At 67.2% G+C, this 20,723-nt stretch carries 16 protein-coding genes and 2 tRNA genes; 5 read left to right on the forward strand and 13 right to left on the reverse strand.

Translation table 11 applies throughout. The annotated features are described in order from the left end of the window. Positions 1-80 precede the first annotated feature (80 nt). Positions 81-698 carry a TetR/AcrR family transcriptional regulator gene (locus tag HHL27_RS17615; protein WP_169494700.1) on the forward strand — a complete coding sequence of 206 codons (618 nt, stop codon included), beginning with the start codon at positions 81-83 and terminating at the stop codon, positions 696-698. A 76-nt stretch (positions 699-774) separates the two neighbouring features. Here the strand turns inward: HHL27_RS17615 and HHL27_RS17620 are convergent, their stop codons facing one another. From HHL27_RS17620 to HHL27_RS17645, 6 genes are all read right to left on the reverse strand, one after another. Beyond that, a complete protein-coding gene (locus HHL27_RS17620; RefSeq protein ID WP_169494701.1) occupies positions 775-3,285 on the reverse strand; it encodes a TonB-dependent receptor in 2,511 nt (836 codons plus the stop codon). Between the two features lie 82 nt (positions 3,286-3,367). Beyond that, on the reverse strand, positions 3,368-4,627 hold the full coding sequence (locus tag HHL27_RS17625) for a cytochrome P450 (RefSeq protein WP_169494702.1): 1,260 nt from the start codon (positions 4,625-4,627) through the stop codon (positions 3,368-3,370). Positions 4,628-4,871: 244 nt separating this feature from the next. Further along, complete coding sequence (locus HHL27_RS17630) at positions 4,872-5,972, reverse strand: acyl-CoA dehydrogenase family protein (protein WP_169494703.1); 1,101 nt, start codon at positions 5,970-5,972, stop codon at positions 4,872-4,874. A 135-nt stretch (positions 5,973-6,107) separates the two neighbouring features. Next, positions 6,108-7,250 carry a thiolase family protein gene (locus HHL27_RS17635; RefSeq protein WP_169494704.1) on the reverse strand — a complete coding sequence of 381 codons (1,143 nt, stop codon included), beginning with the start codon at positions 7,248-7,250 and terminating at the stop codon, positions 6,108-6,110. Then, complete coding sequence (locus HHL27_RS17640; protein WP_169494705.1) at positions 7,247-7,699, reverse strand: Zn-ribbon domain-containing OB-fold protein; 453 nt, start codon at positions 7,697-7,699, stop codon at positions 7,247-7,249. Before HHL27_RS17640 ends, HHL27_RS17635 begins: the two co-directional genes overlap by 4 nt. 18 nt (positions 7,700-7,717) lie before the next feature. Further along, positions 7,718-8,917 (reverse strand): acyl-CoA dehydrogenase family protein, encoded by a 1,200-nt coding sequence (locus HHL27_RS17645; protein WP_338114937.1) that lies wholly within the window; start codon positions 8,915-8,917, stop codon positions 7,718-7,720. 119 nt (positions 8,918-9,036) lie between these two features. Between HHL27_RS17645 and HHL27_RS17650 the strand changes: the two genes are divergently transcribed. Beyond that, positions 9,037-10,038 (forward strand): NADP-dependent oxidoreductase, encoded by a 1,002-nt coding sequence (locus HHL27_RS17650; protein ID WP_169494707.1) that lies wholly within the window; start codon positions 9,037-9,039, stop codon positions 10,036-10,038. Between the two features lie 12 nt (positions 10,039-10,050). Continuing rightward, positions 10,051-10,359 carry a 2Fe-2S iron-sulfur cluster-binding protein gene (locus HHL27_RS17655; protein ID WP_169494708.1) on the forward strand — a complete coding sequence of 103 codons (309 nt, stop codon included), beginning with the start codon at positions 10,051-10,053 and terminating at the stop codon, positions 10,357-10,359. A 52-nt stretch (positions 10,360-10,411) separates the two neighbouring features. Here the strand turns inward: HHL27_RS17655 and HHL27_RS17660 are convergent, their stop codons facing one another. From HHL27_RS17660 to HHL27_RS17670, 3 genes are all read right to left on the reverse strand, one after another. Beyond that, positions 10,412-11,212, reverse strand: coding sequence for an SDR family NAD(P)-dependent oxidoreductase (locus HHL27_RS17660; protein WP_169494709.1), 801 nt, complete (start codon positions 11,210-11,212; stop codon positions 10,412-10,414). 18 nt (positions 11,213-11,230) lie between these two features. Next, positions 11,231-12,790 (reverse strand): AMP-binding protein, encoded by a 1,560-nt coding sequence (locus HHL27_RS17665; RefSeq protein ID WP_169494710.1) that lies wholly within the window; start codon positions 12,788-12,790, stop codon positions 11,231-11,233. 177 nt (positions 12,791-12,967) lie between these two features. Further along, the gene (locus tag HHL27_RS17670; RefSeq protein ID WP_169494711.1) at positions 12,968-14,389 is read right to left on the reverse strand and encodes an aromatic ring-hydroxylating oxygenase subunit alpha; all 1,422 of its coding nucleotides are present in this window, start codon (positions 14,387-14,389) and stop codon (positions 12,968-12,970) included. Positions 14,390-14,581: 192 nt separating this feature from the next. Here HHL27_RS17670 and HHL27_RS17675 point away from each other — a divergent pair, with 192 nt between their 5' ends. Continuing rightward, the gene (locus tag HHL27_RS17675; protein WP_169494712.1) at positions 14,582-15,424 is read left to right on the forward strand and encodes an enoyl-CoA hydratase-related protein; all 843 of its coding nucleotides are present in this window, start codon (positions 14,582-14,584) and stop codon (positions 15,422-15,424) included. Between the two features lie 253 nt (positions 15,425-15,677). Here HHL27_RS17675 and HHL27_RS17680 read toward each other — a convergent pair whose 3' ends face one another. Then, positions 15,678-16,118: a PaaI family thioesterase gene (locus tag HHL27_RS17680; protein WP_169494713.1), complete on the reverse strand. Its 441-nt coding sequence runs from the start codon at positions 16,116-16,118 to the stop codon at positions 15,678-15,680. Positions 16,119-16,197: 79 nt separating this feature from the next. Further along, a complete protein-coding gene (locus tag HHL27_RS17685) occupies positions 16,198-17,889 on the reverse strand; it encodes a M28 family metallopeptidase (protein WP_169494714.1) in 1,692 nt (563 codons plus the stop codon). A 147-nt stretch (positions 17,890-18,036) separates the two neighbouring features. Here HHL27_RS17685 and HHL27_RS17690 point away from each other — a divergent pair. Then, positions 18,037-18,113: transfer RNA gene (locus tag HHL27_RS17690), tRNA-Pro, on the forward strand. 1,083 nt (positions 18,114-19,196) lie between these two features. On the opposite strand, the gene HHL27_RS17695 is transcribed toward HHL27_RS17690, so the two are convergent. Both HHL27_RS17695 and HHL27_RS17700 read right to left on the reverse strand, forming a co-directional pair. After that, positions 19,197-19,270: transfer RNA gene (locus HHL27_RS17695), tRNA-Cys, on the reverse strand. 69 nt (positions 19,271-19,339) lie between these two features. Next, positions 19,340-20,722: an RNB domain-containing ribonuclease gene (locus tag HHL27_RS17700; protein WP_169494715.1), complete on the reverse strand. Its 1,383-nt coding sequence runs from the start codon at positions 20,720-20,722 to the stop codon at positions 19,340-19,342. Position 20,723 lies beyond the last annotated feature (1 nt).

A 20,723-nucleotide genomic window follows, 5' to 3' on the forward strand; every position in this document is an offset into this window, starting at 1 on the left:
CGCCACCTTTATTGAATGTTGAACCATGTTTCAACTTCTACCGATTGCCACGTCCATCGATCGTGTCTAGCTGTTGCGTGATGAGCACAGCCGCCCCAGCCCCGCCCGCCGCCGCCGACAAGGTTCCGCGCACCGAGCGCGGCCGCCAGACGCTCCGCAAGCTATTGAATGCGGCGGAAATAGAGTTTGGGGAAAAGGGCTTCCACGAAGCCTCGATCAACGGGATCACCACGCGCGCGGGCACCGCGCTGGGCAGTTTCTACACCTACTTCGATTCGAAGGAGGCGATCTTTCGCGCGCTCGTCGGCGATCTAAGCGCCCGCGTGCGCGAAGCCGCGCGCCAGCGGCAGGAGGAGCCGCGCCCCGCACTGGAACAGGAGAGGGTCGCGCTCACCGGCTTCCTGCGCTTCGCCGCCACGCACAAGGAAATCTACCAGATCATCGACGAGGCCAAGTTCGTCGATCCCGAAAGCTATCGCGAACACTACCGATCGACCGCGCGCCGCATCCTCGACCGGCTCGAAGCCGGCATCGCGCGCGGCGAATTGCGCGACGATCTGGAAGAAGCCCACGCCTGGGCGATCATGGGCATGAACGTGTTTCTGGGCATGCGCTACGCCGTGTGGGACGACGAAGACCCCGACCGCATCGCCGCGGTTGCCGCCGATATCCTCGGGCGCGGCATCGCCAAGGCCTGACAGGAAAGGGGCCGGTTGCAGTAACCGGCCCCCCGTCTGCTGCCGGAGAGGACGGCAGCAGCCATGCGATCACGCGTCAGAACTTGAACGATGCTTCGAGGAACAGCTGCCGGCCCCGGTTCATCGTCAGGACCTTGTCGTCGCCCGCGGGCAGCGAAGCGGTGGCAGCGCTTGCCGGGGTGAGGAAAGGCCTGCCCCCCGCCGTGTTGACCCACAGCTTGTTGGTGAGATTGGTGCCCACCAGCGCCAGCTTCCACCGCCCGCCCGGCGCGCCGATCGAGATCGAGCCATCGAGCGTGACGTATCCGTCCTGCTTGTAATCGTCGTTCGAATCCTGCGCGGCGAGGTAGCTGCTGGTGAAGGTGAAGTTGCCGCTGAGCCCCAGTTCGAGCGCATCGCTGACCGGCGCGGCATAGTCGAAGGCGAAGTTGCCCGCCCAGTGCGGCGCGCGCGGCGCATCGCGGCCCTTCAGATCCTGGCCCAGCCCGCTGAGGAAGGTTTTGGTGAACTTCGCGCGGGTGTAGGCAAGGTTGGCCGACAGCGCGAGCCCTTCGACCGGGGTGCGCCACGACCAGTTGACTTCGGCCCCCTTGGTGGTGACCTCGCCCGCGTTGAGCGTGATGAACTGGATCGCCACCGCGTCGAAGTTCTGCACCTGCAGATCCTTGAACACGTAGTAGAAGGCCGAGGCGTTCAGCGTCATCGTGCGGTTGTCGAGCTGCGACTTGATGCCGATTTCGCCGCCCTTGGCGGTTTCCGACTTGTACTTGAGCGAGGATTCGGCCGCTGCCTTCACCGCCGGATCGCTGCTGTTGAGATTGAGCAGGCCGAGCGTGGGCAATGCGCTGTTGTCGATGCCGCCCGACTTGAAGCCGGTCTTGTACGAGGCATAGACGTTGACGTCGGGGTTGATCTTGTAGCGCAGGCTGACTTCGGGCGAGAAGTTGTCGTCGTCGAAGCGGATCGGTCCGGCGCGGAACCCGCTGGGCACGAAGGCCGCGGCAAGGAAGGCGTGCGTATAGGGCACGTCGATGATCTGGTTGCGCTTTTCCTTGGTGTAGCGCAGGCCGCCCGACAGCTCGAGCTGGTCGGTGATGTCGAAGTTGGCGCTGGCGAAGACCGACCAGGCATCGCCCTTGGTGACGATCCGCTTGCGATAGTCCGAGGTGTAGCCGGTGACGGGATCGGGCGCGATGAACGAGATCGGCAGGATCTGCTGCGCGGTATCGAACACCGAACGGCGATGTTCGTAGAACGCGCCGATCATGAAGTTGAACGGGCCATCCAGCTTGCTGGCAAGGCGCAGTTCCTGCGTGAACTGCTGCGTCTGGTTGAGCGGCGTGCCGGTGCCGACGCCCAGTTGCACGCCCGCGCCGTTCGACGCGGCGAGCGCCGGGGCAATCGCCGAGAGCGGCACGCCCGGGATGAGCGAGAAGGCGGGCCCGAGCCCGGCATAGGAGTAGTTGTCGACATCGAACGCGTTCAGATCGACGTATCCGGTGACCGAGGTGAGCGTGAACTTGTCGCCGAGCTTCAGATCCATGCTGAGGCGGCTGAACCAGAGGTCGCTTTTGGAATAAGGCGCCACGCTGGTGATCGGCGCGCCCGACGTGGGCAGCTTGGCGGCGAGCGCCGGGGCGATGTCCGGGTAGTAGGGCTGGCCGTTGATCTTGCAGTCATAGCCCGCCGGGATCGCCACCGCGCCGCCCAGCAGGTAGACTTCGTCCGCGCGGCCGTTCTTGCCGCAATAGACATCGCCCGGCCCGTTGGCGCCATCGCCGCGCGAATTGTTGTACTGCACCTTCAGATTGGCGCGGAAGGCGTCAGAAGGTTCCCACGCCGCAGTGACGCGGCCGACGAAATCGCGCAGGCCGCGATACTTGCCGTTGGCATAGACCGGCCCCGGCTGCAGCGTGATGTAGCGGGTGGCATCGTTGTACTGCGCGGCAACGCGGATGCCGAGCGTGTCGGTGACCGGGCCCGAGACATAGCCGTTGACGAGGTAGCCGTGCTCCTCGAATTCGTAGCCGGCCTTGCCGCCCATCTGCCAGGTGGAGGTGGGGTTGGCGGACTTGAGCGAAAGCACCCCGGCCGACGCGCTCTTGCCGAAGAACAGCGACTGCGGCCCTTTGAGCACTTCGATCTGCGCGGTGTCGAAGAAGCCCGACTGGACGATGCGCATCGTGCTGATCTGTACGCCATCGAAATCGATCGCCACGGCGGAATCGAACGCCGCCGAAATGTTCGACGAGCCGACGCCGCGCAGCGAGATCTGCCCGCCCGAACCCGAGCCGCCGACCTGCACGTTGAGCGTAGGCACCCGGCTGACCACGTCGGCCACCTTGGTCACGTTGTACTTTTCAAGCGTGGCGCCGCCGAGCGCGGTGACGGTCAGCGGCACTTCCTGAAGGGTTTCGTCCTTCTTGCGCGCGGTGACGATGATCTCCTCCATCGAGGGAGAGGCAGCGTCCGCAGCGGGTGGAGCAGCCTCCTCCGCCATCGCCGGCGCGGCAAGGCCGGCGATGGTCGCCAGCGCCAGCGCGCTTGCGGAAAGTCGCAAGGGGGAACCTGGCCGGGTCGTCTTCATGCTTCCTCTCCCTTCTTGGCGCCGCCTGTCTGCAGGTCGGCGGACGGCATGCGGGTCAGCCCCCCAGGGCCAGGCCTTAGGCTCAGGCCTTGGGGACCGCCCGCACATGAAGCGCGGCGAGCCCGCGCAACAACTTGTTCGGAACATGGGCAAAATCGTTGGCACCGGCGGGCAGCTCGAACCTGTCGCAGCGGGCCAGCAGCCGCTCGAACGCCACCGCCAGTTCCTTGCGCGCCAGCATGTTGCCAACGCACATGTGGATGCCGCGCCCGAAGGCGAGGTGGACGCGCGCGTTCTTGCGTTCGACGTCGAAATGGTCGGGATCGGGGAACACCGCCGGATCGCGGTTGGCTGCGGCGAAGCGCAGCATCAGCATCTCGCCCCTGGTCACCGGCACGCCGCCAAGCTCGGTATCGCGCGTGGCGATGCGCCAAAGCCCGCCGACCGGCGAAAGCAGGCGCAGCATCTCCTCCACCATGTTGGGGATCAGCGCCGGATTGGCGCGCACCTTGGCCAGCTGATCGGGATGGCGGATCAGCAGCAGCAGGCCCCCGGCCAGCGTCGACGTCGTCGTCTCGTTGCCCGCAACCATCAGTTGCTGCAGCACCGACATGATCTCCGCATCGTCGAGCGGGGCTTCGCCTTCGCTGCGCGCGTTGACGATGGCGGACAGCAGATCGTCGGGGCCCCGCTGCCCGCCCCGGCCATCCCTGCGCCGCGCATCGATCTGCGCCTTGGCGAAGTGCTGGTATTCGACGATCAGCCGCGTCGCCTCCACCTCGCGCTCGCGGCTGGCCATGCCGCCAAGGCGATCGGCAAAGGCATCCGACCAGCGCTTTACCAGCGCGACATCGTTCTCCATGCCGATCTGCCCGGCGATCACCGCCACCGGCAGCGGCACGGCGAAATCGTGCACGAACTCCACCGTGCCGCGTTCGAGCATCGTGTCGATCAGGCCGTCGACGATCTGGCGGATCGAGCCTTCGAGCGCGTTCACCCGGGGCATCGAGAAGGCGAGATTGACCAGCTTGCGAAAGCGCGTGTGACGCGGCGGATCGGCCGTCAGCATGGTATCGACCGTGGGCCAGCCTTCGGCCTCGATCGCGGCGATTTCGGGATCGGCCACCTGGTTGCCACGCATCAGCGCGCCGAAATCGCTGGAGAAATCCTGCGGGCGTCCGGCCGCTTCGGACACCAGCGCGTGCGACAGGACCATCTGCACGGTGCCGCCGGCAATCCGCGCCACCGGGCCGCGCGCCAGGGCTTCGCGATACCAGTCGAACGGATCTTCGATCACCGCAGGATCGAAGAACTCCGGCAGCGACGTCGTTGCGTCGATCATTGTCCTCTCCTCCTGACGGAGTGAACCATTTTCTAGCACGTTATGCAATATGTATCGGCAGGCTGGAATTGGCAGCAGGAGCAGTTCAAACGCCCCGCCCGCCCGACCTTAATGCACGGTATTTCAGCGCTTTTTTCTCGCCATACGGTCACGCCGCGCCGACGGAGGGAGACGACTATCGAATTTGGGAGGGCGCGTCAGATCGCCAAGGGCATCTGAAATCTAACGCGCATCCGAACCGGGGTCAGGCGTCGAGGTCCGCCATCCGGGCAAGGTGGTACTGCGCCGTGCCGAACTGCTGCTGCAGCACGAAGGCGCGCTTGAAGTAGTGCGACACGTCGATCTCGTCGGTGGTGCCGATGCCGCCGTGAAGCTGGACGGCGCCTTCGGCGACAAGCCGCAGCGCATCGGCGACATAGGCCTTCGCGGCAGCGACCGAGCGGGTGCGATCCTGCCCGTTGCCACCCGTCGCACCGTCGATCGCCAGCGCGGCCATCACCGCCATCGACCGCGACCGCTCGATCGCCACGGCCGTGTCGGCCATGCGATGTTGCAGCACCTGGAACGTGGCGATGGGCCGCCCGAACTGTTCGCGCTGCTTCGTATAGGCCACCGTCCGGTCGAGCAGCACCGTCATCACGCCGATCGCCTCGGCGCATTGCGCGGCGAGCGCGGCGTCGAGCGCGCGATCGATCGCGGTGCGCGCGCCTGCGCCAATTTGCAGCGCCTTTGCCGGGGTATCGGTGAACGTCACGTCCGCCGCGGGCCGCCCGTCCACCAGCCGGTAATCGCGCCGTTCCAGCCCGTTTGCCGTAGCTTCCACCAGGTACAGGCCAGCCTCGCTCGCCCCGTCGCGCGCCGAAACGATCAGGTGCGAGGCAAAGGGCGCGGCCACCACGGCGGTCTTTTCGCCGTTCAGCGCGCCATCGTGGAAGCGGCAGGCGATGCGGTGCGGATTGCTGCGCGCCGCGCGTTCGAACAGCGCCGGCGCCACGATCAGGCTGCCGTCGATCATCCCGGCGCGCACTTCGTCGACATCGACAACATCGCGCAGCAGCCCACCGGCCAGCACCACGCATTCGAGCCAGGGTTCGAGCGCGTTGGCGCGGCCCATCTCTTCGGCGATGACCATGACATCGACCGCGCCGCCGCCCAGTCCACCGTGTTCCTCGCGCTCGGCGGCGGCGAACAGGCCGAGCTCGCCGGCCAGCATCGTCCACACATCGCGCCGCCAGCCTTCGGCTTCGAGCGCAGCCTTGCGGTCATCAAAAGCATAGAGCCTTGCCAGGGTGCCCGCGAGCGCTTCGCGCAGCAGGACCTGCTCTTCGGACAATTGGAAGTCCACACCCGCTCCCCGGATCGCAATTGCACTTACTTTATGCAACTTGGTATAGAATTCAAGCGAGGTGCACTTCGGGGCGGCCGGCACTGCATCCACAATGCCGGGGATTGCCCGTCAGCCACTTCGTAACGGAGAGGTTCAGCGCTCCAGCACCACGCAGCCCGAAAGGCCGGGCGCGCCATAGACCTGGCTGTAGGCGATCCGCGCGCCTTCGACCTGGCGGCCATTGGCGCGGTCGCGCAATTGCTGCACGTTTTCGTAGACCTGGCGCAGGCCGGAGGCGCCGATCGGCTCGCCACAGGCAAGGCAGCCGCCGTCGGTGTTGACCGGCATGCGCCCGCCCAGCCGCGTTTCGCCATCGGCGATCAGGCGTTCCTGTTCGCCATCGCTGCAGAAGCCGTTTTCGGCCATGTGCATGATCTCGGCCCCGCTTTCGGTATCCTGCAACTGCGCCACGTCGACGTCCTGCGGGCCGATCCCGGCCATTTCCCAGGTGGCGGCCGAAGCCAGTTCGACCGCCGACTTGCCGCGTTCGATCTCCAGCGCAGGGGCGAACACCTCGAAGCTTCCGACCGGGCGCGTGCGGATCGCCGCACCGCGCACCTTGGGGCCCGAAAGGCCCAGTTCGCGTGCCTTCTTCTCGCTGGCGACGATCAGCGCGACGCCGCCTTCGGCGGGCGAGCAGAACATGAACTTGGTCAGCGGATCCGACACCATCGGCGCGTTGAGGATGGTATCGAGATCGACCGGGCTGCGCCGCCACGCGTGGGGCGCATGAACCGCGTTGTCGAACGCCTTTTCGGCGACGAGGCCCAGCGTGCGCTGGCTGATGCCGTGCAGCGCCATGTAGCGGGTGATCTTGTTGGCGAAGAACTGCGTCGTCAGCATCATGCCGGTTTCACCGTACCAGCGCGGCAGGCCCGACGCTTCGGGATCGGCGTTGAACGCGCCGCGCGGATGCTTGTCGAAACCCACGACCACGCCGATGTCGAATTCGCCCGACTTGATCGCGGCATAGCCCGAAAGCAGCGCCGATCCGCCGGTGGCGCAGCCGTTGTTAACGTTGATGAACGGAATGCCGGTCAGGCCCAGGCGCGGCAGCACGGCATCGGCCGATCCGGCCGCGGAGGAGCCGCCGAAGGCGAACTCCATGTCGCTCCATTCCAGGCCCGCATCGGCCAGCGCTTCGCGGATGGCAAAGACGCCCTGCTCCAGGCCCGTGCGGCCGTCGGTGCGCCCGAACGGATGGATGCCGGCGCCGACTATGACGATGTCGCTCATGAATTGTCCCCTTCGTTCGCCTGTTCGTGGCGGTGGGCTTCGTCTGCCGGGCAGAACGCGTAGGTGAGCACCGCTTCGCCGGCATCGGTGGTGCGATAGGCTTCGGTCGTCACCCGCATCGGCTGGCCGATGCGCAGCGCGCCAAGATCGTTGGCGACGATGTGCCCTTCGACGATCAGTTGCCCCGGCAGTTCGACATAGCCGACGCCATAGGGCTTGAAGTTCACCTCATCGCCATCGCCGTTGAACGGAGTCTTCGGCTTGAAGCGCTGGATGGTGTAGGACCACAGCGTGCCTTCGCGCGCCAGTTCGACCACATCGTAATCATCGGCATCGGCCCCTTGCGGACAGGGGAACACGAGCTTGCCGCTCTGCCGTGAACGTCCCGCGAGCAGGCGGGCATCCGCGCCGCTGCCCCGGAACAGGTTCTCTGCAACCGCAATGGCCATTCGTCGTCTCTCCCGAAGTCAGAGCCCGAGGCTCTTGGCAATGATGCCGCGCTGGATCTCGCTCGATCCGCCGAAGATCGTGGCGGCGCGGGTGTTGAGGTAGCGCGCCGTGGGCGTCAGCGCGTACGCGCCGCCGATCGGCGCTTCGTTGGCGTGGAGCCCCAGCGCATGGCGCTGGTCGGCCAGCGCATCGCTGCCCAGCGCCTCGGAGGTGAGCTGCGCCAGTTTCTGCAGCATTTCGCTGACCGAAAGCTTGAGGATCGAGGCGGTGGCGCCGTTGGTCACGGCGCCGGCGGCCAGGCTGGCGATCTGGCGGCGTTCGGTCCAGTCGATCGCCATCACTTCGGTTTCGAGCCGCATCACGCGTTCGCGAAAGCGCGGATCGTCCCACAGCGGCGCGCCGTCTTCGCCGGGCTGTTCCTTGGCCACCTGCTTCAGCCTTGCCAGCTGGGCGTTGAGCCGCCCCGCCGAGGAACCGCCGCCGCGCTCGAAGGTCAGCAGGTACTTGGCGATCTCCCAGCCCTGGTTCTCCTCCCCGACGAGGTATTCGGCCGGCACGCGCACGTTGTCGAGGAACACCTGGTTGACTTCGTGTTCGCCCGACATCGACAGGATCGGCGTGACGGTGATGCCGGGCAGGTCGAGCGGGGCGAGCAGGAAGCTGATGCCCGCCTGCTTCGGCCCTTCAGCACGGGTGCGCACCAGCAGGAAGATCCAGTTCGCCTCGTGCGCGTGGGTGGTCCAGATCTTGGAGCCGTTGACCACGTAGTGATCGCCATCGCGCACCGCGCGGGTGCGCAGCGAGGCGAGGTCCGACCCCGAACCGGGTTCGGAAAAGCCCTGGCACCAGTAATGTTCGCCCGACAGCATCTTCGGCAGGAAGAACGCCTTCTGCGCCTCTGAGCCAAAGGCCATGATCACCGGGCCGCACAGCGCGATGCCCATGGCCGGCAGCGAAGGCGTGCCGGCAAGGCCGCATTCGCGCTCGTAGATATAGCGCTGCATTGGCGTCCAGCCGGGCCCGCCATGTTCGCGCGGCCAGGTCGGCGCGATCCAGCCCTTTTCGTGAAGGATGCGGTGCCAGGTGCGCGCCAGTTCGCCCTCGGCAAAGACACCCGCCTGCCGGGCGGCACCTTCGCGCAGGTCGGGGGTGAACTTTTCGGCGAGGAAAGCGCGCACTTCGCTTTCGAAGGCGAGATCGTCGGCGGTGGGGGTCATGTCCATACGGATCGGCTCGAAACTGTTGCAGCGGCGGAATCGCAATCGGCACTTGCCTTGCCGCTGCAACCGATACACTACATTTTGCATCGCGCATCAACTTTTTACGGAGACCGCCCTTGCGCTGGACCATTGCCGCCCGTCCCATCGCCCGCGAACTCGTTCCCGAAGACTTTGAAAAGGACGCCAATCCGGCAGCTTCGCCGGCGCTGCGGGAAGGCGAACTGCGGGTCGCCGTGCTGATGCTGTCGTGCGATCCTGCCCAAAAGGGATGGATGGAAAACGTGGCCGGTTACGCCGAACCGACCGAGATCGGCCAGACCATGCCCGCGCTGGGCGTCGGCCGCGTGCTGGAAAGCGCCGCGCCCGGCTTTGCCCCCGGCGATCTGGTGCAGGGCTTGCTCGGCTGGGCCACGGAGATGGTCGTTGCAGCCGAAGCGATGCGCAAGGTGCGCGACGAGCCCGATGCGCCGCGCCTTGCGCTCGGCCTGCTCGGATCAAGCGGGCTCACCGCCTATTTCGGGCTAACCCGGATCGGTGTGCCGCAAGCGGGCGATACGCTGGTGGTGACGGGGGCCGCGGGCGGCGTCGGATCGATCGTGGGGCAGATCGGCAAGATCGCCGGCTGCCGCGTGATCGGCATCGCCGGCGGGCCGGACAAGTGCCGCTGGCTGACCGAGGAACTGGGGTTCGACCACGCCATCGACTACAAGGCCGAAAAGGTGAAGGCCCGCGTGCGGGAACTCGCCCCCGACGGCATCGACGTGCTGTGGGACAATGTCGGCGGGCAGATGCTGGAGGACCTGCTCGCCCGCATCGCGCGCAAGGCCCGCGTGGTGATCTGCGGCGGCATCGCCCGCTACCAGCAGCAGGGCCGCCCGCCCGGCCCGGCAAGCTATTTCAACATCGTGTTCAAAAGCGCGCGGATGGAGGGCTTCCTGCTCGGCGATTTTGCAGAAGACCACGACATCGGCCGCGACCGCCTGCGCAAGTGGCTGGCAGAAGGGCGAATTGTCCAGCGCGATGAAGTCGTGGATGGACTGGAGAACGCCCCCCAGACGCTGCTGCGGCTGTTTCGCGGAGAGAACCGGGGCAAGCTGCTGATCAAGGTTGCACAGTGAGATGAAGCACGCATGATCGAGGTGGATTTCGTGACGTCCGACGGCAGCCGCGAGCGCCTCTACGGACGCGAGGGGTACACGCTGATGGAAGTGGCGGTGCGGGCCGGAATCCCCGGCATCCGCGCCGAATGCGGCGGGGCCTGTGCCTGCGCCACCTGCCACGTATCGGTGGCGCCCGAATGGGCCGAACGCGTGGGCCCGCCGCACCTTGCCGAGGACATGCTGCTCGATTCGCTCGATCGCACGCCGACCTCGCGCCTCGCCTGCCAGGTCAAGCTGAAGGCCGCGCTCAACGGACTGGAAGTCCGCGTCCCCGAATAGCGTTTGCGATCCCGCCTCCCTCGCGCCGGGCGAGGGAGACGGGGCCCTTGGATCAGTTGCCCTGCGCCTGCATCGCGGCCATCACCGAAGCTGCGATTTCGTCCTTCCACGGGTTGCGGCGCAGCGTCAGCCCGCCGTTCACCTGCAGGTTCTGCCCGGTCATGAAGCATTCGTCGGACGAGAGCCATACGACCGCCGCCGCGATATCGTCCGACGTGCCGACACGGCCCAGCGGATAGGACGGCAGGAACGCCTCCCACAGCCCCGGGGTCTTGCCTTCGGCCGCCGTCATCGGCGTTTCGGTAAGGCCCGGCGAGATCGAGTTGGCGCGGATGCCCTGCCCGCCGAATTCGTTGGCGATGCAGCGGATCACGTGGTCGGTACCCGCCTTGGTGCCCATGTAGGCGGCGTGGTCGTTGAGCATGATCGTGGCCGTGGCCGACGAGATCTGGATGATCGAGCCGCCATCCTTCATTGCCTCGATCATCGCCTGGAAGAACATGTACGGACCCTTGAACTGCAGGTCCGAAATGCGCTGGATTTCATCCTCGGTGGTTTCGAGGAAGGGCTTGAGCAGGCCCCAGCCGGTGGCGTTGACCGCGATGTCCACCCCGCCCATCTCTTCGACGGCGGCGGCGGCCAGCGCCTGGTTGTCATCCTTCCGGGTGATGTCGCACAACGCCATGAAGCCCTTGCCGGGGTGCGCGGCGACGAACTGGTCGAGGTATTCCGCCTTGCGCCCGGCCACCATCACCTTGGCCCCTTCGGCCACCAGCCGCCGGGCGATGACCTGGCCCATGTTGTCCTTGCCCGCCGCGCCGAGCACGATCGCCCGCTTGCCTTCCAGCCGCATTCGCCTTCTCCCTTTGACCTAACCGCCGATCGTGCGGTCCGACGGCCAGAACGGCCGCCGCAATTCGCGCTTGTTGACCTTGCCCATGGCATTGCGACCGACCGTTTCGACAAGGTCGATGCTGCGGGGCCGCTTGTATCCGGCAAGCTTTTCGCGGGCGAAGGCGACAAGATCGTCGACCGTCACGGCCGCGCCTGCGCGCGGGACGACCAGCGCCTTCACCTCTTCGCCCATGTCGGCATTGGGCACGCCGATCACGGCGACATCCTCGACCGCGGGGTGCGTGATCAGCACCTGCTCGATCTCGGCCGGGTAGATGTTCACCCCGCCCGAAACGATCATGTCCGATGACCGGTCGGTGATGAAGACATAGCCTTCATCGTCGACATAGCCGATCTCGCCCAGCGTGAAGACGCCCGGTTCGATGTGCGCGGCGGCGGTCTTTTCGGGATCGTTGTGATAGACGATGCCGCGCCCGGTGGGATCGCGGAAATAGAGCTGCCCGGCCTGGTTGGGCCCCAGCCGCGTGCCGTCTTCGGCCACCACCACCATTTCCAGCGGCGGCACCGCCTTGCCCACCGAGCCGGGCTTGCGCAGCCATTCCTCGGACGTGATCATGTTGGTCGTGCCCGCCTCGGTCGCGCCATAGGCATCGACGAACACCGGCCCCCACCATTCGATCATCGCGCGCTTGACCTCCACCGGGCAGGCCGCGCCGGTGTGCGGGACCGAGCGCAGGCTCGACAGGTCGTAGCGGGTGCGCACCTCTTGCGGCAGCGCGAGCAGGCGCTGGAAGTGCGTCGGCACCATCACCGATGTCGCCACCTTGTGCCGTTCGATCGCCACCAGGATCTGTTCGGCATCGAACCGGGGCAGGATCACCAGCGGGCGGCCGCCGCCAAGCTGGCGCACCGATCCCAGCGGCCCGGTGTGGTAGTTGGGCCCGACCAGCAGCACCGGCCCCGGATATCCCTCGTCGGTGTGGGCCAGCGCCACCTGTTCGCGCAGCGCGCGGAACAGGCCGGTCACGTCGGCTTCGCGCGGGAACATGCTGGGCGGGGTTTCCGCGCCCTTGGGCCGGCCCGTGGTGCCCGAGGTATAGTGCATGTAGGGCAGCGGCGGCATGTCCTCTGGCGGCGGCGCATCGCTGGCACCGGCCAGCCAGCCGTCCCAGTCGGTGACGCCGTCGATCCCTTCGCAACCCCATCCGATGACCAGATCGATCCCCGCCGCGCGCGCCGCCTCGACGCCGACCGCTGCCGTCTGCGGCCCCACGAACAGCGCCCGCGCCCCGCTGTCCTTCAGGATGTAGGCAAGTTCCTCTGCGGTCAGGTGGAAGTTCGCCGGCACGCCCGAAACGCCCGCATGCAGCATGGCGAGGTAGGCCAGCGCGCATTCGGTCGAATTGTGCGCGAACACCGCGGCGCGCGGCGGATCGCCAAGATCGGTGTCGAGCAGCGCGTTGGTGGCGCGATTGATCAGGCGGTCGAGTTCGGCCCAGCTGACGGTGAGGCGACCATCGGTGACGGCCATGACATCAGGCGTGGCCCGGGCGCGTTCGGCGGCAACAAGCGACATCGGTACTCCCAGGAACGTTGGTCTTGTCGATCGACCGGATATCGCGCGCCGAGGCATCGAAGGGATCGAGGCATCGGCGTGCGGCAAGGATAGGCGCGCGTGCCCCCTTGAGGCACTCACACTTGGATCAGGTGGCGCACCTGGATCGGGCAGGCAGAGCGTCGGAACCGGGCGGCCTCAGACCGCCGCCGCGTCCTTCGCCCGGCCTTCGGCCAGCATCGCATCGATCATCTGGTGCATCTTGCGGATGCGCAGTTCCGAATAGCGGCCCAGGTGGCAGACGCCCGTGCCCGATGCTTCCATGCCGGTCTGCACGTGCGGCAGGTTCGCCATGTCCTGTTCGAACACCGCGGCAAGGCCCGCCGACATGCCCGCCTTCGGCCCGTATTCGACCATGCTTTCATCCAGCCCGATCTCGAACACCCGCGCGGGCTTTGGCCGGGGCTGCCCCTTGGGCACGCGCTTCAGCATGTAGATGTCCATGATCGAGGTGGTGTGGTCGTGCCCGTTGGGCCGCCAGCGATAGACCAGGTTCGGCATGTGCCCCGCCCAGAAGCTCATGTGCGGCCACACGTTGTAGAGCAGCGCGTCGACCATCTCGGCATCGGATGCCGCGCTGTAATCGTGGCCGTCCTCGCCGCCGAGCGACTTGCGCGTGAATTCGGCCATGAACGTGCGCGCGGTCTCGCCATCGGGCACGCTGAGCGCCGCATCCGCCTTGCCCGCAAGCGAGCGCGAGCCGACGCCGAGCACCGCCTGCACCACTTCGTCCTGGCTGACTTCGCGGTCCATGTAGGGGCTGGGCACCATCTGCGCCGAAAATTGCCGCGTCACGTGTTCGCTCAGGATGTCGTACTGGCTGTTCACGTCGGCCAGATAGGGCAGCAGCTGCGGGTGCGTGGTGATCGCGTGGTGGCTTTCCATGAAGGCTTCCGCCGCCGCCTTCCAGTTGCACGGCACGATCTTCTGCACGTGGAAATGGATGTAGCGATCGTCGTGGGCATATCCTTCGAAATGTTCCGGCATGGGCGATAGCACGCTGGCGAGCGGGGCTGCGTCCTTGTCCATGTTGAGGAAGACATAGCCACCCCAGGTCTCGATCTTTGCCTGCGGCAGCGAAACGTCGCGATCCTGCCACTGCGGGAAGTCCCACGAAATCGGGTTGTCCTTGAAGCTGCCGTCGGTGTTCCAGGCGATGCCGTGGTAGGGGCAGCGGAACTCGTTCTTGCAGCCGCCGAACGTTGCCAGCTTGCGCCCGCGGTGGAGACAGGAATTGTAGAAGGCCCGGATCGCGCCATCGTCCTGCCGCACGATCAGGAAGGACTTGCCGGCGATTTCATAGACGTAGGTATCGCCCGCATTGGGGATTTCCTCCTCGCGGCAGGCCATCTGCCAGATGCGCGGCCACAAGTACTTTTCCTCGGCCCGGGCGAAGGCGGGATCGAGGTAGCGCTGCACGTCGACGCCATCGGTGCCGATATCGGGCACCGGCCCTTCGCGCAGGTGTTCGGGAATCGGCCGGGTGTCGCGCTCGAGGATCTCCTCGTAGGTTTCCGCCGGATGGCGATCGGGGCGGAAACTGCGGGCTTCGACGTTCATGATTGTGACCTCCGGCGCTGGCCGCGCGCGTGCGTTGCATCCTCTTCGCCCAAGAAACTAACACATCATGCAAACTTGTGAAGTCCGCACGCGAAGCTTTTGTGTATCAAAGTGCAAGGCGGCTTGAGACGCAGGCGATTCGCGGCCAAGTGGATGGCTTTCGCGGCGCGCGACTTTGAAGGGGACAGGGCAATGGCCGATACCGACGGCGAACTGGTGCTGGTCGATTTCCCGGCGGACGGGGTGCGGCGGCTGACGCTGAACCGGCCCGAAAAGCGCAACGCCCTGTCCAACCCCTTGCGCGCTCGGCTGTTCGAACTGCTGGAACAGGGCGATGGCGACGATGCCGTGCGCGTCACCATCCTGCGCGGCGCGGGCCCGTGCTTTTCGGCCGGCTACGACCTTTCGGGCGGCACGGCGGCGCCCTATCCCTTCCACACCGCGCCCGGCGCGGGCCACTGGGCGCGCCATGTGGTCGAAGGCGCGTTCCGCATCTGGGACCTGGCCAAGCCGGTGATCGCGCAGGTCCATGGCTGGTGCCTTGCCGGCGGGTCCGAACTCGCCACCGCCTGCGACCTCGTCTACGTGGCCGAGGACGCCAGGATCGGCTACCCGCCGGTGCGCAACATGAGCCCGCCCGACAACCAGTTCCACGCCTGGATGTGCGGCCTGCGCGGCGCGATGGAAATGACGTTGACCGGCAACGCGATCGACGGGCACGAAGCGGTTCGGCTGGGCTTTGCCAACCGCGCCTATCCCGCCGACCAGCTCGACGCCGCCGTGGTGGCGATGGCGCAGCAGGTGGCGCAAGTGCCCAGCGACGTGCAGGCGATCAACAAGCGCTCGGTCCACCGCGCGATGGAGATCATGGGCCTGCGCGCCGCGATCCGCGCCGGCACCGAAATGCAGGCGCTCGCCCTCACCACCCAGACCAGCCAGCAGGCCTTCGCCGACGTGCGCGAAGGCCTCACCCGCGCCCTCAGCGCCCGCGACGCCGCCTTCGGCGACTACCGCGAAGGCGAGGCGAAGGAGTAGGGTTGCGAGGGTAGCGCCCGGCTGCACAGGCGGAAAGCGGACCAACCTCTCTACGTCATGCCAGCGAAAGCTGGCATCGCTCACGGTTTACAGTGCGATGCAGTCCCGCATCTGTACGTCGTTGCGGCATTCTTCTGCCACGCTGACGGACTGCTTGTCGGCGATCGATCCCAGCCTTCGGTGGGATGACGGCTGGAAACCCCAACACGTCTACGAGCGAGCCCAACCAGACCCCCGGCCTCACCCAACCACTCTATCCCTTCCCCGCTCCCGCCAGCGGGCGCAGCAGGTTGTACACGCCGGTCATCGTCATCAGCGTCGTCTCGCCGCGCAGCAGGCGCCCGCTGGTGTGCGCGATCCTGGCGCCCAGCCGGTCGATCCGCACCTCGCTGGTCAGCCAGTCGCCGAGCTTGGCCGGGGCGAGGTAGTTGACCGCCATCGACACGGTGGTGATCGGCAGGCCGCCTTCTTCGAGCAGGAACACCTGGTAGCTCAGCGCCACGTCGGCAAAGGTTGCCAGCACCCCGCCGTGCGCCGCCGAGACATAGTTCACGTGGGGGGCGGTCACCCGCATGGCGAGGCCGCGCACCCCATCCGCCTCGGGCACGAAGTAGGGGCCGCTCTGGTCCAGGAACGGCGTGCCGAACCGCACCCGCTTCCACCCCGCCTCGGGCTGCGCCGCACCGTCCGTCATCAGGTCCTCACGATATTGATACGATGATCAATATCTGCAGGAAGGCTGGATGCAGCGCAAGCCCGATGGGTGCAAAGGGTCAGCGCTGCGCGGCGGCCTTGCCCCGGTCCGCCGTGCGCGCCTGCAGGAATTCGGACCCTGCGCGCCATTGCGGCCAGCGCGTCGAATTGGCGAGATCGCGTCCCACCCGGTAGGCCAGCGTCGCATCCTGCGCGGCGCTCGCGAAGTTCATGTCCTTGCTCCACGCATCGCAGGTCTGGTGATAGCAGCGCATGTAGGCTTCCAGCCACGCCTGCCCCGCCGCGCGCCCGCCATCGACCAGATCGGGTGCGCCGCTGATCGCCATCAGCAGAAGCGTGGGCACGCCCCGCTTGGCGAGCGGGAAGTGGTCGGCGCGATAGAACAGGCCGCGTTCGGGCAGCGCTTCGGGCGTGACGATGCGCCCCTGCGCGCGGGCGGCGGCGGCAAGGTCGTCCTCCAGGCTGTTCTGCCCCTGCCCCACCAGCATCACGTCGCGCGAAGGGCCGCCGGTCTGCAGGATGTCGAGCGTGATGTTGGCGACCGTGTCGGCCGCGCGGTAGACGGGCTTGGTGGCATAAGTCTCCGACCCCAGCAGCCCGCGCTCCTCGCCCGACCAGAAGGCGAAGACCACGCTGCGTGCCGGCGCCGGCCCGAGACGGAAGGCGCGCGCGATGTCGAGCAGGCCGGCAACGCCCAGCCCGTCGTCGTTCGCGCCGGGCCGGATCGTGCGCCCCTGCGCATCGGGCGCGCCTTGGCCATAGGCATCCCAGTGCGCGCCATACATCACCACTTCCTTCGGGCGCTTTGCGCCATCGAGCCTTGCCAGCACGTTGCGGCTCATCAGCGCCTCGTGCGTCACCGGCAGGTCGGCCGAGAAGGTGAGGCCAAGGTCGACGGGGCGGAAATCCGCCGAACGCGCCGCCTTGCGCAGCGCGGCAAGGTCCTGCCCTGCCGCCGCGAACAGACGCCGCGCGGCATCTTCCTGCAGCCAGCCCTGCAGCGCAACGCGCGGCGGCGCGGCGGCGATGTCGTAGTTCTCGCCGCCCGGCGCGGTCACCGTGTTCCAGCCATAGCCCGCACCCGGCGTATCATGCACGATCAGCGCGCCGATAGCGCCGCGCCGTGCCGCTTCCTCGAACTTGTAGGTCCAGCGCCCGTAATAGGTCATGCGCTTGCCGCCGAACTGGCCTGCGACCGGCTCGCCCGCAGCGGCTTCGAAATCCGGATCGTTGATCAGGAACACGGCAACCTTGCCCTTCAGGTCCACGCCCTTGAAATCGTCCCATTTCCGCTCTGGCGCCGACACGCCATAGCCGACGAAGACCAGCGGGGCGGCGGCGATCTGCACCCGGTCGACCGGGCGCACCGTGCTGACATAGATGTCGCGCAGCTGCACCAGCGGGATGGCCTGCCCCCGCCCGTTCGCGGCCATCGTGCCGTCCTTGCCCAACTGCGTGCGCACCAGCGGCACTGCCTGAGTCCACGAACCATCGGGGCCGCCGGGCTTGAGGCCGATCACCTTCAGCTGGCGCACCAGCCAGTCGATCGTCTTGTCCTCCCCCGCCGTGCCGGGCGCGCGGCCCTCGAATTCGTCGGAGGCGAACACCTTGACGTCGGCCGACAGGCGCTCGGCCGAAATCGGCAAGGGTGCCTTGGGCCGCGCTCCCTGCGGCTTGGCCGATGCGGTGGCAGGAAGGGCGATGCCGATGGCCAGCGACATGGCCAGAGCGGTGGGAAGTATTCTTTTCATCCCCGCTGTCTAGCCGAACGGGGCAGGCAATCCATCCCCCTCCTGGCCATGCGGGCAGCGCGTCTGGCCCGTCCAGCGTGGGCCAAATAGCAATCGGGGCCATCGGGGTTGCGCTTGCCGACGGCTTTCCCTAGGGCGTCGTCACGTCGGGGAGTAGCGCAGCCTGGTAGCGCATCTGGTTTGGGACCAGAGGGTCGTAGGTTCGAATCCTATCTCCCCGACCATCCTTCATCGCTGGAAGATCGCCGGGCTAAGCGCTTGGCTCGGTCCCCGAGCCGACGTCAGCTCGAGCGACTCACGCCCCCATATCCGGCGGCGAGCCCGGACGATAACGCCGTTGGGAAGTGTACGGACCTGCGCGACCGGCGCGGGCGCCATGCGTGGCGCTGCGCGTGGAGGGCAAGAGGAACGCTGTGGCGAGTGGCCGGCGGGGCGTTGGCTATCCCGGATCGGCTCAGCCTGTAGTCGGACGGGGGCTCGAAACCCGGGCGGCGGCTCGCAAGGCGGCCCGGTCCGTAGCGATAAGTCCCTGAAGGATCAGCCCGGACGGCCTCGATCGGCGCTAGGGCCATCTTGGCAGGTCATGGGGCACTGTGACTTCAGGGAGGCGCATACACGCGGTTGAACCACCGCACCACATCCGCCCGTCCGTTGCAGTGGCGTTGGGTTGCCCTGAGGGACTTGGGGCTTAACGCCCTCGCTGCCGTATCCCCCGAAAGGAATGCGGCTCCCGCAGCGCCGACCCGCGCCGGTCGCGTCGGGCCTTTCCCAGCGTGGAGATTGGCCCGAAGGAGCGAAGAGCAAGCCGGCCATGCCGCTCCCGGTCCGTGGGGGTGGCCTATAACCTATATGGTACGTTTTGTCAAGGTTGGGTAGGAAGAGACAGATGCGAGGGGGTCACCCCCTCGCGCTCCCGGGACGTCTTCCGGGGCTGGCCAAGCGCTGTGGGGAGGTGCTGCGTTCGATCTCGCTGTTGCGCTGGAAGGACAAGGGCAGCCCTTCGACAGGCTCAGGGCAGGCGGTTTGGGGGGGGGGAGGGGTTCCTTTGTCCCTCGTTCGTCATGCCAGCGTAGGCTGGCATCGCTCTCGGTTTGCGGAACGGTGAGGGAGGCGCCCTGTCGCCAGCGATCCCAGCCTTCGCTGGGATGACGCTATGGGCGGGGTTGGGCGCCACGCCTCACCCCCCACCCATCCTGAGCTTGTCGAAAGATCGCTTTTGCGTTTTCGGGCGCACGTTTCGCCTTGCCCACTCCCCTGCCTTCAAGGGACAGCCTGTCAGCCGCGCGATATTCAGATCTGGGAGAGTGTGGAGGCCCGAGCCGGAATCGAACCGGCGTAAACGGATTTGCAGTCCGGTGCGTAACCACTCCGCCATCGGGCCCCGATGCGCATCAGCGTGGAAGGGGGCGGTTAGCGGAGGTGGCGGCGCGCCGCAACGGGATTCTTCGTCCTAGGCGAGCGCGAAAGAGAGTTGGCGCGTGGCGGGGTCCGACTTTTCGAGCCGGACCGGAAAAGTCTGGCCGGGCCGGGCATCGGCGGCCTTGACCCGCGCAATGACGGGAACGCCTTCGAGCTGGATCCGCGCGCTTGCGCCTTCGGCATCGGTGACGATCGCGCCGAACACCTCTCCTTCGCGGCCGTGGAGCATGACCGTTTCCGCAAGGTCCACCACGGCGCGCTCGATCCGGCCGGCGATGGCATCGGCGCGCGCCATCACGTCAGGCAGGCGGTCGAAAGCCTGGGTCACTGCGTCGGGCACCTGCTCCCCCTGCGCCAGGGCCAGCGCGGCGCGGATGACGTAGCGATCGGCCAAGCGGCGCAGCGGGGCGGTGGCGTGGACATACGGCGCGGCGATCGCGGCATGCCAGGGTTCGGCCCCGGCATGCCAGGGCGCATAGCCCGCCCCGCTGCCGGCGCGCCGGACCGCCAGCATGAAGCCTGCCTGCGCCGGATCGCGCGCATCGAGGGTGCGTTCGAAATCCTTGAGATCGACTGCCGCGGGCCAGTTCAGGCCCAGCGCATGGGCGCTTTGGCGCAGGCGCGCGACAGCCCTTTCATCGGGCCCGGCCATGACCCGGAACAGGCCGGTGCGGTGGTCGAGCAGGAAGCGCGCGACGGCGAGGTTGGTGGCGAGCGAAAGCGCGGCATTGGCGGTTTCGCTCGCCAGCATCGGCCGGAACGACAGCGCGAACCGGTCGCCGGCAAGGCGCTCGACTTCCTGCTGCGGCGGATCGACGCGCGCGGCCCCGCGCCGCGCTTCGGCCGCGGCGATCCGTGACGCAAGATCGGCGAAGGGTTCGGGCAGGTCCGCGCTTGACACGCTGTCGTAGGCCAGCTTGGCGCGGCTGCGGACCACGGCCCGCTCAACGCCTTCGAGCCGGGCTTCGCCATCGGGATCGACCCGCACGGCGAAGACGATGGCCGGGCGCGGCCCATCGGGCAGCAGGCTGGCGCGGTTTTCGGCGAGCACCGGCGGGTAGAGCCCGGCCTTGCCATCGGGCAGGTACAGCGTTTCGCCGCGATGCCAGGCTTCGACATCGACCGGATCGCCATCTTCGACGAACCACGCGACATCGGCGATGGCATAGCGCAGCAGCAGATCAGGCCCCGTCCGCTCGATCAGGAAGGCCTGGTCGAGATCGGTGGAGCTGGCCGGATCGAGCGTGACGAACGGCAGGTCGGTGCGATCGACATGCTGCGTGGGCGCGCGGTTGGCGGCGCGCTCGGCCGCCGCCAGCACTTGCGGCGGGAACGAGCGGGGCACCGCGAATTCGCTGCGGATCGCATCGAGGCCCTGCTTCAGGATGCCCTGCGGATCGTGCAGGGCCTTCATC

Source organism: Novosphingobium olei (genome assembly GCF_012927405.1).
Classification (GTDB): domain Bacteria; phylum Pseudomonadota; class Alphaproteobacteria; order Sphingomonadales; family Sphingomonadaceae; genus Novosphingobium; species Novosphingobium olei.